This is a genomic window from Sediminibacterium sp. GW821-FHT12F12 (assembly GCF_058806635.1).
Map to the genome: position 1 here is coordinate 153,506 of NZ_JBXAPW010000004.1, position 12,763 is coordinate 166,268.

Genomic DNA, 12,763 nt, shown 5'->3' on the forward strand with positions numbered 1-12,763 from the left:
CAATCTACACAAGATTTACAAAGCCGTTGTTTTTTTCAGGTTAAAATTTATCCGGAAATACCTGGTGCATAAAGGTATGATAACCTTCAATGTCCTGTGTACTGATCAACAGCTCCATATTGGCATTGCTGATCAGGCTGAAACGGTATTTATCGGTGGTTAACCAGGGAATGATCCTGGTTCTGGCCAATGGTTTTACTTTGTCTATATACGTAAGCGCATCTCCGGCATTCACAAATGGCCCGAACATGAGAAAATTGTACTGGGCATTGATGCGGCGGTTATATACCTGGATCTGCCTGTCGGCATAAAAATCCTGATTATAACGGTTAAAAGCGTTGCGGCTTTCGGTTACAAAAATGGGGTCTACATTATTCAGTAACACTACTACGTATTGGGTATCTGATGCATTGAATGTATAGGTCTTGTTCAAAGTAGGCGCAGCGGTCACGGCATTGCCAAAATCGATCTTTTTCAATTCTTTGGGGCCTACCTGTTTTACCGAATCTTTTTTCATCACTGCGGCAGTGGAGATGGTTTTGGTATCACTGATGTCAACCAGTTGTTTGGGTGCCGCTGCCAATTGTTTGGGGGCATTCAGTGCGGTATCTTTTGTGCGGTTGGTATTGGCAATAACCGGTGCTGTTGCATTCAGGTCTACCCGGCGGGAAGCCCGATCATCTGATTTATCCAGGTTTAGATTCGTCAGATAAGCTTCGATCTGTTCTCTCCGCTTCAGTACATCAATCATGGTTTTGGCTTTTTCTGCCAGCGGCGAACTGCCAAACAGGCCCACAATATTTTCCAGCCGGTTAATGGCCACACTATCCTGTTTCTGTTTTACATAATAGATCGATTCGATATACAGTAACTGCGGTGTCCAGTAGTTCTTGCCAAACTCTTTGTCTGCTTTCAGTTTGGCTTCCCTGGCTTCTTCAAACCTGCCGGATAGGAACATGCCATAAATATCTTCGTATTGTTTCTGCGCAGGGTCTGCTTTCTTTTTATCTGCCATGGCGGTATTTAACTGCGTCAGCATTTTACCACCCGGGAATGCTGTTTTTAATTGGGCCAGGGCTGAGTCTGCGCGACTGGTTCTGCCCGTTTTTTTGTAACAGTAACTAAGGTTGAACAAAGCCTGTTCTACTTCCGCACTTTCCGGATAACGCCGCAGCAGTTCTTCATACATCTCAATAGCCGAGGGATAATCTTCCAGCTGGTTCTGGAAAGTAAGTGCATTGGATAAAAGGGCTTTGATGATGGCCTGGTTGGCAGCACTCTGTTGTTCTGCCGTTAGCGGTATATCCCTGCCAAGCGAAGCGAGGTTTACTTCTTTATCAGCTGTTTTCCGGCTGCTGTCTTTACCCGATTTCTCAGAAGTGGCTGAGCTGGTGATGGTACTTAACGAACTGTTGACTGCCGTTTGCCGGCGCCAGTTATCTACATTGGGACGGTTGCCCCATTTGGAAGCAAAGTCTACGGAACCTTTTGCTTTTACAGAATTGCTCAAGAAATAAAATTCTGAACCACTGCTTCCGAAAATATCTGCAGGTTGGTTGGCAGAACCTGCCAATGTGTTGCCGAAAGAGAGATTATCGGCCGGCACCTCTTTGATGCCTTTTTCTTTGCGTAATTGTTTGAGTAGCTTTTTCAGGATGGCTTCTCTTTCTTCGGGTGCGAGGTTGGCCAGGCGCAGCAGGCTATCTTCCCGTTGAATGGTCTCTTCATTTTCGCTGATAATCTTCAGGGCTGGTTTTCGTTCTTCTACCCGTTGTTTGTCTTCTTCTTTTAACACAGCAGTCTGGATACTATCGTAATACCTGTGAGCGGCCCCATATTTTTTGATGGGGTAATTCATGTCTCCCAATAAAAGAAAGCTGAGTTCGCGTTGTAACGGGTTCTGGGTATTGTAGCGGATACTATTTAGTAACAGCTTTTCAGCGGCTGTATAATTTTTACGTTTCAGTTCCAGTTGTGCGGCGGCGTAGTAAATGACATCCCGATTGGCTTCGTATTTATCGCGCCGGGCCATTTTCAGTAACTCGTCCAGGTTCTGCTGGATGGCGTTCTCCTGTGTAGCGGAAGCCATGGCTACGATGTTCATGCGGGCATATACTTCCAGTAGTGGATCGGTAGTATGTTGTACGGCCCTCTCAAACAGTTGAATGGATTTTGTTTCCTGGTTACCCAGTTGGTATAACTGCCCGGCCAGGTATTCCCAACGTGCTTTTTCCTGTTTCGAAGCTGCTTTGTTCAGTGCCTTCAATAAATGATCGGCCGATCCGTTGTATACCTGTTGCTTGTATAGGAGATAAGCCATCATCTCATGAAAATCGGCCTGCAAGCGCTCCGGAAAATTAGGATCCGTTCCGATCAGTTCCAGTAAACCTGCGGCTTCTGCCAATTGATCCAGCTCAATATAATTGCGTACCTGCCACAGAAAACTTTCGTTGCGGCTGGGCAGGGCAGTAGTGAGTTTTTTCCAGAGACTCCGGTTCTCATTGGTAGCGATGGTAAAAACACCATTGGTATTACTGGCATTACTACCGATCGGAATATCGTATCCATTGTCTTTGGGAGAAAAAGCGTAGTTGATATAATGAAATACCGAGCTGGCCGAGTCAAAATCTTTCCGGAACAGGTAGGCTTTGCCCATGAGCAGGTAGAGTTTGTCTACCCAATCGCTGCGCAGATCATGCAGCAAAATGCCAGCTGTACATTTGTAGATGATGGAATCCATCTGGCCCTTGGCAGTTTCTTCGAGCGTATAATTATAAAAGGACAAAAGTTTGGTATAATCGTCCTGAAAACCGGCTTTGGCATTCTCTAATGCTTCGTTCAGTTTGGTATTGGCATTGAAATAATAATTGAACCGGCTTGTTGTATTGTTATATATCCGGCGCGGCAAAGTGAAGGGTTTATTACCTGTTCTTTCAGAAGGAAGGGTCCTGTTTTCGTAGTTTTTGGGTTTCTTCACTTCTACAGGAGCGCCAGCGGCCTGTGAAAAGGCTTCAGCAGCAAAGAGCAGGGAAAAAAAGCAAAGACAGCAGGTTAATAACCACGTATATCTCCGGTCGTATGTTCGTAGTGGGATCAGGTACATAAAATGTGTCTAAAATTACAGTTATTTCTCAATTGCGCATGGTGAAAAGCAGATTCGTTGTTACCTTTAGCCTGATTTAACAAAATGAGCAATTTAGAAATCAATAATACCCTCAAACGTCTGCGTAACAGCTACCGGCTGGTGGTGATGAACGACGACACTTACGAGGAAGTAGTGACCTTCCGGCTTACCCGTTTCAGCGTGTATATCGGTCTGAGTACCATATTTGTGGTGTTGGTAGGATTAACCATTGCGCTGATCGCCTTTTCGCCCATCAAATATTATATCCCCGGGTACGGAACCCGTGAAAGCAGAACCGCTTTGCAGGTGCTGAAAATACGTACCGATTCGCTGGAGCAGGCCATCCGGTACAAGGAACAATACCTGGAAGGGGTTAAAAAAGTACTCTCCGGCAATTCGCCGGCACAGCTGGATACCATCCCGGTAAACTTACCCGGTACAGAAGCTTCAACCGAATAAGGGTATGCCAGATAAACCACCTTCCTACAATGGCCTGATGCAGTATGCCGGTTTTGCAACGCAGCTGGTAGTGGTATTGTTGCTGGCGGTATATGGTGGTACCTGGCTGGATAAGAAAGCTGGTTTCCGCAAACCGCTGTTTGTTTGGCTATTACCTTTATTTTTACTGGTGGGTATGCTGATCAAACTGGTCAGGGATCTGTCAAAGAAATCATGATATGAAAGAAACAAAGTCCTGGTACCTTCCTTTTGTTATTGTTTTTGTGCTGGTGTCAGTTACCAGTTTTTTATTGAAGGAGAGCCTGGCAACTATTAAGATCAGCTGGCAGGTGGTGATGGGTGCCAACCTGCTTTTATTCCTGTTCGCTGTGCTGAATATCTTTGCCCAACTGAAAACCATTGCTAAAGCCAAACCGGCAGCGGTGATCAGGGGTGTCATGCTGGGTACTTTTCTCAAGTTGATCGGCCTGGCCGTAGCCACTGTTATTTACCTGGTAGTAGCCGGTCCCGGCAGAAGTAAAAACGCCATTTTTGTAGGCATGGGATTATATTTTGTCTATACCTGGCTCGAAGTTCGCATCTCTTTACGGATGAAGTCAAAACCATAATGTCGGTATCAGAACATCCCATGCAGGCCCTGGCGGATTTTTTACCCGAAGGAACATTTGAGCGGGTAGTCAGTTATATTCATCACTACAAAGTACATCTCACCATCAGCAAACAGCGCAAATCTGTGCTGGGCGATTACCGGCATTCCGGCTGGGGCAGCAATCACCGTATCAGTGTAAACGGTAACCTGAATAAATACGAGTTCCTGATTACTTTATTACACGAGCTGGCCCATTTACTCACGTATGAACTGCATAAGAACAGGGTAGAACCACATGGAAAAGAATGGAAAGCGAACTACAGCCGTCTGCTGGTTGATTTTGTGCAGCAAAAAGTATTCCCGGCCGATGTGGAGAAAGCATTGCAGAAATCCATCAACAACCCCTCTGCCACCGCCAACGGCGAAACAGAACTTTTACTCGTACTGCGAAAATATAATGAAGTAAAAAGAGAGGGTATATTACATGTAATTGATGTGCCGGAAAATGCACTTTTCCAGACCGAAAACGGCCGGATCTTCCGCAAAGGCGCCCTGCGCAGAAAACGGTTTGAATGTGTAGAAGTGAAAACGGGTAACCGCTATACCTTCAGTGCCATTACCGAAGTCAGGCTCCTGCCCACGGCCTGATTTTTCTGTAACGGGATTGTTGTAGATTTAGACAAACAAACCCGTATGAAAAAGATCTTTTTCCTTGCTTTTATTCTCTTCACTTCCATTCATGTTGTTATGGCTCAGGCAACTGCTGATAAAAATTCCAAAGCCTTGTTACGGCATGTGGTTTTATTCAAGTACAAAGACCAATCAACGGCAGCGGATGTAAAAAAAATAGAACAGGCTTTTCGCGAACTGCCTTCCAAGATCAGCCTGATCAAAGATTTTGAGTTTGGGGTAAATAACAGTCCGGAAAACCTGAACCAGGGTTTAACACATTGTTATTTCCTGAGTTTCAGTTCTGCCAAAGACAGAGATGCCTACCTGGTACATCCTGCTCATAAAGCATTCACGGATATTGCGGGGCCGCATATTGATAAAGTAACTGTGGTAGATTACTGGCAGCATAAGTAAGTAACGATAGATCAGGTTCCTGTTAAACTCTTCTATGCGTTTGCATTTACTCATTTTCTGTTCTGTATTGTTGTCTGGTTTCGCGGAAACCAGTGCACAGGGAACAGCTATGCAGCAGTTGGATTCATTGGCAGGAAAATATATCCGTTCACTGCGGAGCCATGTACAGGAGCGGATTTACCTGCAAACCGACCGGCCTGTTTACCGGGCAGGGGAGCAGGTGTTTTTTAAGGCTTTTGTAGTAAAGGCAGTTTCCGGAAAACCCTCCCGGCAGAGTAATCTGTTATATGTTGACCTGGTGGATGAGCGAGACAGTAGCAGAAGCCTTTTTTTACTGCAGGCAGGAGCGTTCAAAACGGATGGTAGTTTTTCGCTGCCGGATACGATGACTTCTGGGCATTACTGGTTACGTGCTTATACCAAATTGAGTTTACAGCATGCGGCAGCGCCCATGGCGGTAGCGGCTTTGTATGTGATCAATTCTTTACAGCCCGATCCACACCCTCTGAAAGCAACCAAAGCCATGCCAGTTGCCGACAAAAAAGATGCTGTATTGGTACAGTTTTTTCCGGAAGGAGGTACGATGGTAGGAGGGGCTAGCACCCTGGTGGCTATCAGAACCACCGATACCAAAGGGAATCCGATTGCAACAACCGGTTTTGTAAAAGATGAAAAAGATTCAGTAGTGGCTATGGTAACTACGAATGCTGCGGGGTTGGGAAAATTCAGTTTTTTCTGCTGGACATGGCGCAAATACCAGTTGCATCTGCAAAGAACAGCGCTGGCGGATATGCGGTATACACTTCCGGCGGTAAACCTGTTTGGTGCACAGCTGGCGGTACATGAAGTGAATGGGGTACGTAAACTGCGGGTATTACTGGAGGATTCTGTTTTTCGCAGAGATAAAGTAACCTATGTATTGGGTGTGGCCGGAGACAGCCTTTGTTTCTCGGGCGTAGGCAAAGGTTCTTACGATCTGGTGATACCCGAATACCGGTTTCCGAAAGGGATAGCCCATTTTATTTTGTTTGATGAGAAACAACAAACATTGAGTGAAAGGGCTGTGTATATCAACGGGAATGAAACCAGCATAGCACTAACAGCCGACAAGCCGAATTACGGAGCCAGGGAAAAAGTGAATTTGTCTTTACAGGTTACCGATGCCGGTAACCGGCCGCAGGTAGCTTCTTTTTCGGTAGAAGTAAATGATATAACGAGAGCAGCTTTTTACGAACCACTCAAATCCATCGAGCCGGTGAATCAGGAAAATAATACGATTGCAATTGCTGATTGGGCCGGTAATCAACCACGTTCTGCAGAAGATTGGGAGCTGTTATTACTCACACAAAAAAATAGGCTTTCATCCTTTAATATTCATCAATCCATACCGGAATCTCCTGTGATAACAGAAGACAGCAGTTTGTACTTAGCCGGAAAAGTACTCGATGAGCGCAACAGGCCCCAGGCAAAAAAGATCATCACCATTTTTGGTGATCTGAAAACAAAGCTGTTTGAGACAGATACCACCGATGCGGATGGCCGGTTCATTTTTCCTTTTACGGCGTATGATGACCAGACCCGGTTTAACCTGCAGGTAACAGATTTCTCCGGCAGATTATATCCCGGAAAAATACAGATGGATACGCTATTTCATTTTCCGAAAGTAACTACCCCTGCGGCCGCCAAACAGTATTTTGAAATGACAGCCATAGAAACGGCGCGGAAAACGATGGTGCGTCAGTCGGTACAGGACACCCTCACATTCAAACGCGGAAAAGAATGGCTCACGGATGTAACCGTTACCGGTTTGGTTAAAAAAGATCCGGGATATGATGTGAAGAAAAGGCAGAGCCTGTTCTCCAAGATCATACCACCCGAAGTGTTTGCGAAAATGGGTGGAAACAGTCTGAGTAATGCCATTTTCCGTGTGCCGGGTATTCATCTGCGCAATGGTTATGTAACGGTGAACGGCGGTAATTCTTTTGCCATTGGGGCAGCCACGGAACCGATGTTACTGATAGACGGGGTGCCTATTCCGTCAGATACTTCTGATAAGTTGCCGGGTTCTGAACCCAGTCCTGTGTTACTGGCGCTGAACAGAATTGATCCCAGCACTGTTGAGTTTATAGAAGTGCTTACCGGACCGGAAGCGGCTATTTATGGCGTTAGGGGAGGCAATGGGGTTATCATCGTCAATACCCGTTCACGTATGATGCTGGACGAAACAGGCAAAGCCAATGGCATCCGCAACCTGGTTGTAAAAGGCTTTCATGTATCGGAACCTTTTGCACAAAGAGATTATGCTGTAAAAGAGATCCGGAACAGTAAACTGCCCGATACCCGTAGCTTGATTTTCTGGAATGGGGATGGATTAACAGATGATAACGGTAAAGCCGCTATTTCTTTTTATACCGCCGATGCAGTAGCCAGTTACCAGGTAACCGTTACGGGTATCACGGCAAATGGTATGCGTTTTGTGCAGTCAATCACCCTATCCCGCAAATAAAAACGCCGGCTGTAGGTACAACCGGCGTTGAAAATATGGTTCAGTGAGAATTAAGCTACTGCTTTTTTTACCAGGTCAGCTGCTTCGCTTAACTGGATAGCAGACTGTACTTTCAGCCCGCTTTCGTCGATCAGTTTTTTAGCTTCCACCGCATTGGTTCCCTGTAAACGAACAATGATCGGGATATTGATATTGCCCAGTTTGTTGAAGGCTTCAATAACACCAGCCGCCACACGGTCGCAACGAACAATACCACCGAAGATATTGATCAGGATCGCTTTCACGTTAGGGTCTTTCAGAATGATACGGAATCCGGCTTCTACGGTTTGTGCATTGGCAGAACCGCCCACATCCAGGAAGTTGGCAGGCTCACCGCCACTTAATTTAATCATATCCATGGTAGCCATGGCCAGACCTGCACCATTTACCATACAGCCTACATTACCGTCCAGTTTTACAAAGTTCAGGTTGTACTGTCCGGCTTCTACTTCGGTAGGATCTTCTTCTGTTACATCACGCAGTGCGGCAATATCCGGGTGACGCATCAAAGCATTGTCGTCGATGTTCATCTTACAGTCAACGGCAATGATCTTTTCGTCGCTGGTTTTGAACAGTGGGTTAATTTCCAGCATGCTGCAATCCAGTCCTACATACGCATTGTACAGGTTGGTCACAAACTTCACACAGCTTTTGAAAGCTTCGCCGCTCAGTCCTAGGTTAAAGGCAATTTTTCTTGCCTGAAAACCCTGGAGGCCACCACCTGGGTGTACCCATTCTTTGAATATTTTATCGGGAGTGTTATGGGCCACTTCTTCAATGTCCATGCCACCTTCAGTACTGTACATCACTACATTCATACCCTTGGCACGATCCAGGAGGATGGAGAGGTAGAATTCTTTTACGGGGTTAGGGCCGGGATAATATACATCCTGGGCCACCAGGATCTTGTTTACTTTTTTTCCTTCTGCACCGGTCTGGATGGTTACCAGGGTACCGCCGAGAATATTTTTGGCAATCGTGGTTACATCTTCCAGGCTTTTACCAACTGCCACGCCCCGCTGCTCAGAACCGGCGATTTTACCCTTTCCACGGCCACCGGCGTGGATCTGGGCCTTAATTACGGCGAAATTGTTACCCGTTTGGGTCTTGATCTGGCGGTAAGCCTCTTCTGCGGCCATTACGGTATCTACGGCAATGCCCTCCTGAACGGGAACATTGTATTTTTTCAGTAATTCCTTGGCCTGGTATTCGTGAAGGTTCATGTGGGGAAAAATTTTTGCGAAGATAAGCGAAACCCTCATTCAGAATTACGCATAATTATTATTGTTGTAACATTAAATCTCCTATTTTTACTCCCGCACCGTAAAATAAACTACTTAAACAACCACCATTATGAAAAAAGCAATCCTCGCCTTAGCAGGCATCGCCTTTTTAACAGGCATTTACTCTTTTGCCCCTAAAAGTGTTAAACAAGACGCAACCCTGACTGTAAACACTGATAAAAGCCGTGTTGACTGGGTAGGAACCAAAAAATCTGATTTCCATACCGGTATTTTCCCGCTGAAAAGTGGTACCGTAACCGTAGACGGTGGTAAACTGAAAGGCGGCAAGTTCGTGATCGATCTGGCTAACCTGAAAGTAACCGATGCGGGTGGTGGCGAGAGACTGGCCGGTCACCTGAAATCTGCTGATTTCTTTGATGTTGCCAAATTTGCAGAAGCTACTTACGAGATCACAGCTGTTAACTATACAGATGCCAGCAATGCAGACATCAGCGGTAACCTGACTGTAAAAGGCATAACCGTTCCTGTTAAACTGAAAGCACAGATCCGTAATTCAGATGAGAAAGGCTTTTTTGCGCAATCATTCCTGAGCCTGGACAAAACCCTGGTTGGGATCAATTATGGCGCAGGTAACGTTGCCAATGATGTACAACTGGCGATTCACCTGTTTGCAAAATAAAACGATTTACCCCCCCCCCACCGAAAAGCATTGGCGAACTGTCAATGCTTTTTTTTGTCCGGAACCCTGGTTTCCGGGTAACTTGCTCTTATAAAAATGCTAACTCATTTAACTGAAATACTATGTCAAAAATCAAAGTCGCTGCTATTGAACCCAAACAATTAATCGATGGTTATCTCGCCAGGTTTATTCATACAGAAAATATGACTTTCTCTTTTGTTGATGTGGAGGCTGGCAAAACATTGCCAGCACATGCCCATCACAACGAGCAAGTGTCCATCATGCTGGAAGGAGAGTTTGAGCTGACACTGGATGGGAAGCCGATCCGTTTTAGTTCCGGAGAAGTGATCGTGATTCCTTCGAATACGGTGCATTCGGGATTGGCGGTAACGGATTGCAGGATATTGGATGTGTTTTATCCGGTGAGAGAAGATTATCGGGCGTTGGGAAGCAGGTGAACACCGAACACCGAATATCGAACAACGAATGTCGAAGTAGGGTAGTTATCATAAGAAATCCCGCTCTAATGGAGCGGGATTTCTTATAAGGAAATGTACTTCGACATTCGACATTCCCTGTTCGATATTCGATATTCGTTCTCTCTACGCCGAAGCTTTCATTTTTCTGATCTCTTCTGTGAGCTTGGGAACTACTTCGAACAGATCGCCTACGATACCGTAATCTGCGGCTTTGAAAAAAGGTGCTTCGGGGTCTTTGTTGATGACCACTATCACTTTACTGCGGTTTACGCCGGCCAGGTGCTGGATGGCACCGGAAATGCCGAGGGCAATGTATAAGTTGGGTGCTACCTGTACGCCGGTTTGTCCTACGTGCTCATGGTGTGGCCGCCAGTGTGCATCACCCACGGGTCTGCTGCAGGCGGTGGCGGCGTGGAGTTCTTTAGCGAGGTCAAGTAACACGCCCCAGTTCTCGGGTCCTTTTAAACCGCGACCACCACTTACCACAATATCGGCTTCTGTTAAAGGCACTTCGCCGCTTACTTTATTAACGGCAGTGATCTTTACTTTGGACGCATCTACGGCTACATTCAATGCCACTACTTCGGCCGTACCTTCTCCGGCAACGGTCTGGTAACTGTTGGGGTTGAGAGAAATGACTTTGATGGGAGAGTTAATACTCACATTGGCAAAAGCTTTACCGGAGAACACTGTTTTGCGAACCACGAAACCATTGCTCGTATCGGGCAGGGCACAGGCTCCGGTTACCACGCCGGCTTTTAAACGGGCTGCCACACGGGCCGCTACCGCTTTGCCGGTTTGGTTATGCGAGAAAACCAGCACATTGGCGCCGCTGGCAGTAACTGCTTCGGCAATGACTTTGGCGTAGAGCTGCGCATCTACATGGTTCAGGGTTTCGTTGGCTACCTGGTGTACTTTGGTAACCCCGTATTTACCGAGCGAAGCCAGGTTATCGTTCACCGTTCCGAGTACCAGCGCTTCGGCCGTAGTACCCAGTTGTTTGGCTACCTGCACACCATAGGTAAGGGCTTCGTAAGCGCCTTTTTTGATGTGGTTTTCTGTCTGATCAACGAATATTAAAACTGACATGGGGTGTAATTTGAGAATTTGAAAATGTGAGAATTTGAAAATTTCCCGTGGCTGATAAAAGAACTAACTGTTCCAGTGTGCGACGCAAGCAAAGCTGAAGGAAGCAATAAAGTCTGGCCCAAAATAATTCCTAACTCCAGACTCCCAACTCCTAACTTTTATATTGCTTTCGCTTCTTCGTGTAATAGTCTTACCAGTTCTGCTACATTATCCGCGTCTACCAGTTTTACGCCGGCTTTGGCAGGGGGCAGTTCAAAACTGACCACGCTGGTTAAAGCGTCTACAGCTGTGGGTTCTACCACCTGTAAAGGTTTGGTACGGGCCGCCATGATGCCGCGCATATTCGGGATCCTTTGTTCGGCTACTCCTTTCTGGCAGCTGACCACCACGGGCAGACTCACTTCGGCCACTTCTTCGCCGCCTTCAATTTCGCGGGTGATAGTAGCAGTGGTTCCGTTGAGTTCAAACAGGGTTGCCAGAGAAATATAAGGGGCGTCTACCAGTTCGGCCACCATACCACCGATAGAAGAGCCATTGTAATCGATGGCTTCTTTACCGGTGAAAATGAGATCGTAAGCGCCTTTTTTGGCTATTTCGGCAATCTGTGCGGCGATAAAATAGCTGTCGGTACTGTCGGCATTTACGCGGATAGCTTCGTCGCCACCCAATGCCAGTGCTTTGCGGATCACGGGATCGCAATCGGGTCCGCCCACCGTAACCAGGTGAATGGTAACAGAAGCGTCTTTTTCTTTTAATTCAATGGCACGAACCAGGGAGTACCACTCGTCGTAAGGGTTGATGATCCACTGAACACCGGTCTCATCGAACTTCGTATTGCCATCGGTAAAGGCAATTTTGGAAGTGGTATCCGGGGTTTTGCTGATACACACAAGAATTTTCATAAGGAATAAGTTTACCGTTAATTAGTTGCATAAACAACTATTAGCAAATATAGGAAGGTTTTGAGAGTAGCAAAGTTTTGTGGAAGAAAAATTTAGAGAGTTGGGGGTTTGGGGTTTGGAGTTTGGGGTTGGGGAGAAATTTTGTTTGGTTGTTAACTCCAAACCCCAAACTCCAAACCCCAAACTTCCTCTTACCTTTACCACATGGATAGAATAGCCAGGATCAGGGAGTTTTTGGTAGCCAGTCCGAACGATAATTTTCTTCGGCACGCATTGGCGCTTGAGTATTTAAAAATAGGGGAGGATGCTCCTGCGCGGGAACTGTTTGAAGCCATTCTGACGGAATCGCCTGATTATGTGGGGTCTTACTATCATCTGGCCAAACTTTTGGAGAAAATGGAAGAACGCGAGCTGGCGATACAGTGGTACGAAAAAGGAATGGCCGCCGCCAAACAAGCCGGTGATAATCATGCGTATAGTGAGCTGCAGGCGGCGTATGAGGACCTGGTATACTGATAATTAAAAATTAAAAAGTAAAAATTAAAAATTTGAAATATTTTGACTTTT

General features: G+C 46.2%; 13 protein-coding genes. 9 read left to right on the top strand and 4 right to left on the bottom strand.

Annotation, left to right across the window (positions count from 1 at the left end):
• Nucleotides 1-40 precede the first annotated feature (40 nt).
• Nucleotides 41-3,103 carry a type IX secretion system periplasmic lipoprotein PorW/SprE gene (porW, locus tag AC1RNB_RS08250; protein WP_493082193.1) on the bottom strand — a complete coding sequence of 1,021 codons (3,063 nt, stop codon included), beginning with the start codon at nucleotides 3,101-3,103 and terminating at the stop codon, nucleotides 41-43.
• An 84-nt stretch (nucleotides 3,104-3,187) separates the two neighbouring features.
• Here porW and AC1RNB_RS08255 point away from each other — a divergent pair, with 84 nt between their 5' ends.
• From AC1RNB_RS08255 to AC1RNB_RS08280, 6 genes are read left to right on the top strand one after another with little or no spacing between them, the layout of a single operon-like run.
• Entirely contained in the window at nucleotides 3,188-3,583 is a 396-nt protein-coding gene (locus AC1RNB_RS08255; protein WP_493082194.1) for a hypothetical protein, read from the top strand.
• A gap of 4 nt (nucleotides 3,584-3,587) precedes the next feature.
• Nucleotides 3,588-3,800 carry an AtpZ/AtpI family protein gene (locus tag AC1RNB_RS08260; RefSeq protein WP_493082195.1) on the top strand — a complete coding sequence of 71 codons (213 nt, stop codon included), beginning with the start codon at nucleotides 3,588-3,590 and terminating at the stop codon, nucleotides 3,798-3,800.
• Between the two features lies 1 nt (nucleotide 3,801).
• Complete coding sequence (locus tag AC1RNB_RS08265) at nucleotides 3,802-4,191, top strand: hypothetical protein (RefSeq protein ID WP_493082196.1); 390 nt, start codon at nucleotides 3,802-3,804, stop codon at nucleotides 4,189-4,191.
• The gene (locus AC1RNB_RS08270) at nucleotides 4,191-4,820 is read left to right on the top strand and encodes a SprT-like domain-containing protein (protein ID WP_493082197.1); all 630 of its coding nucleotides are present in this window, start codon (nucleotides 4,191-4,193) and stop codon (nucleotides 4,818-4,820) included. Before AC1RNB_RS08265 ends, AC1RNB_RS08270 begins: the two co-directional genes overlap by 1 nt.
• Before the next feature lie 45 nt (nucleotides 4,821-4,865).
• On the top strand, nucleotides 4,866-5,258 hold the full coding sequence (locus tag AC1RNB_RS08275; protein WP_493082198.1) for a Dabb family protein: 393 nt from the start codon (nucleotides 4,866-4,868) through the stop codon (nucleotides 5,256-5,258).
• A gap of 34 nt (nucleotides 5,259-5,292) precedes the next feature.
• On the top strand, nucleotides 5,293-7,764 hold the full coding sequence (locus AC1RNB_RS08280) for a TonB-dependent receptor (RefSeq protein ID WP_493082199.1): 2,472 nt from the start codon (nucleotides 5,293-5,295) through the stop codon (nucleotides 7,762-7,764).
• 50 nt (nucleotides 7,765-7,814) lie between these two features.
• On the opposite strand, the gene sucC is transcribed toward AC1RNB_RS08280, so the two are convergent.
• Entirely contained in the window at nucleotides 7,815-9,026 is a 1,212-nt protein-coding gene (gene sucC / locus AC1RNB_RS08285; RefSeq protein WP_493082200.1) for an ADP-forming succinate--CoA ligase subunit beta, read from the bottom strand.
• Nucleotides 9,027-9,156: 130 nt separating this feature from the next.
• On the opposite strand from sucC, the gene AC1RNB_RS08290 reads away from it, so the two are divergent.
• Together AC1RNB_RS08290 and AC1RNB_RS08295 are read left to right on the top strand one after the other, a co-directional pair.
• Nucleotides 9,157-9,726 carry a YceI family protein gene (locus tag AC1RNB_RS08290; RefSeq protein ID WP_493082201.1) on the top strand — a complete coding sequence of 190 codons (570 nt, stop codon included), beginning with the start codon at nucleotides 9,157-9,159 and terminating at the stop codon, nucleotides 9,724-9,726.
• Nucleotides 9,727-9,848: 122 nt separating this feature from the next.
• Nucleotides 9,849-10,184: a cupin domain-containing protein gene (locus AC1RNB_RS08295; RefSeq protein WP_493082202.1), complete on the top strand. Its 336-nt coding sequence runs from the start codon at nucleotides 9,849-9,851 to the stop codon at nucleotides 10,182-10,184.
• Between the two features lie 144 nt (nucleotides 10,185-10,328).
• On the opposite strand, the gene AC1RNB_RS08300 is transcribed toward AC1RNB_RS08295, so the two are convergent.
• A complete protein-coding gene (locus AC1RNB_RS08300) occupies nucleotides 10,329-11,294 on the bottom strand; it encodes an electron transfer flavoprotein subunit alpha/FixB family protein (protein ID WP_493082203.1) in 966 nt (321 codons plus the stop codon).
• A gap of 158 nt (nucleotides 11,295-11,452) precedes the next feature.
• Nucleotides 11,453-12,196, bottom strand: a complete 744-nt coding sequence (locus tag AC1RNB_RS08305; RefSeq protein ID WP_493082204.1) for an electron transfer flavoprotein subunit beta/FixA family protein — start codon at nucleotides 12,194-12,196, stop codon at nucleotides 11,453-11,455.
• Nucleotides 12,197-12,400: 204 nt separating this feature from the next.
• Here AC1RNB_RS08305 and AC1RNB_RS08310 point away from each other — a divergent pair, with 204 nt between their 5' ends.
• A complete protein-coding gene (locus AC1RNB_RS08310) occupies nucleotides 12,401-12,712 on the top strand; it encodes a hypothetical protein (protein ID WP_493082205.1) in 312 nt (103 codons plus the stop codon).
• Nucleotides 12,713-12,763: the final 51 nt, after the last annotated feature.

Coding starts and splice junctions, on each gene's coding strand:
- AC1RNB_RS08295 (WP_493082202.1), top strand. CDS start 9,849: ATGTCAAAAATCAAAGTCGCTGCTATTGAACCCAAACAATTAATCGAT.
- sucC (WP_493082200.1), bottom strand. CDS start 9,026: ATGAACCTTCACGAATACCAGGCCAAGGAATTACTGAAAAAATACAAT.
- AC1RNB_RS08300 (WP_493082203.1), bottom strand. CDS start 11,294: ATGTCAGTTTTAATATTCGTTGATCAGACAGAAAACCACATCAAAAAA.
- AC1RNB_RS08310 (WP_493082205.1), top strand. CDS start 12,401: ATGGATAGAATAGCCAGGATCAGGGAGTTTTTGGTAGCCAGTCCGAAC.
- AC1RNB_RS08290 (WP_493082201.1), top strand. CDS start 9,157: ATGAAAAAAGCAATCCTCGCCTTAGCAGGCATCGCCTTTTTAACAGGC.
- AC1RNB_RS08260 (WP_493082195.1), top strand. CDS start 3,588: ATGCCAGATAAACCACCTTCCTACAATGGCCTGATGCAGTATGCCGGT.
- porW (WP_493082193.1), bottom strand. CDS start 3,103: ATGTACCTGATCCCACTACGAACATACGACCGGAGATATACGTGGTTA.
- AC1RNB_RS08305 (WP_493082204.1), bottom strand. CDS start 12,196: ATGAAAATTCTTGTGTGTATCAGCAAAACCCCGGATACCACTTCCAAA.
- AC1RNB_RS08275 (WP_493082198.1), top strand. CDS start 4,866: ATGAAAAAGATCTTTTTCCTTGCTTTTATTCTCTTCACTTCCATTCAT.
- AC1RNB_RS08280 (WP_493082199.1), top strand. CDS start 5,293: ATGCGTTTGCATTTACTCATTTTCTGTTCTGTATTGTTGTCTGGTTTC.
- AC1RNB_RS08265 (WP_493082196.1), top strand. CDS start 3,802: ATGAAAGAAACAAAGTCCTGGTACCTTCCTTTTGTTATTGTTTTTGTG.
- AC1RNB_RS08255 (WP_493082194.1), top strand. CDS start 3,188: ATGAGCAATTTAGAAATCAATAATACCCTCAAACGTCTGCGTAACAGC.
- AC1RNB_RS08270 (WP_493082197.1), top strand. CDS start 4,191: ATGTCGGTATCAGAACATCCCATGCAGGCCCTGGCGGATTTTTTACCC.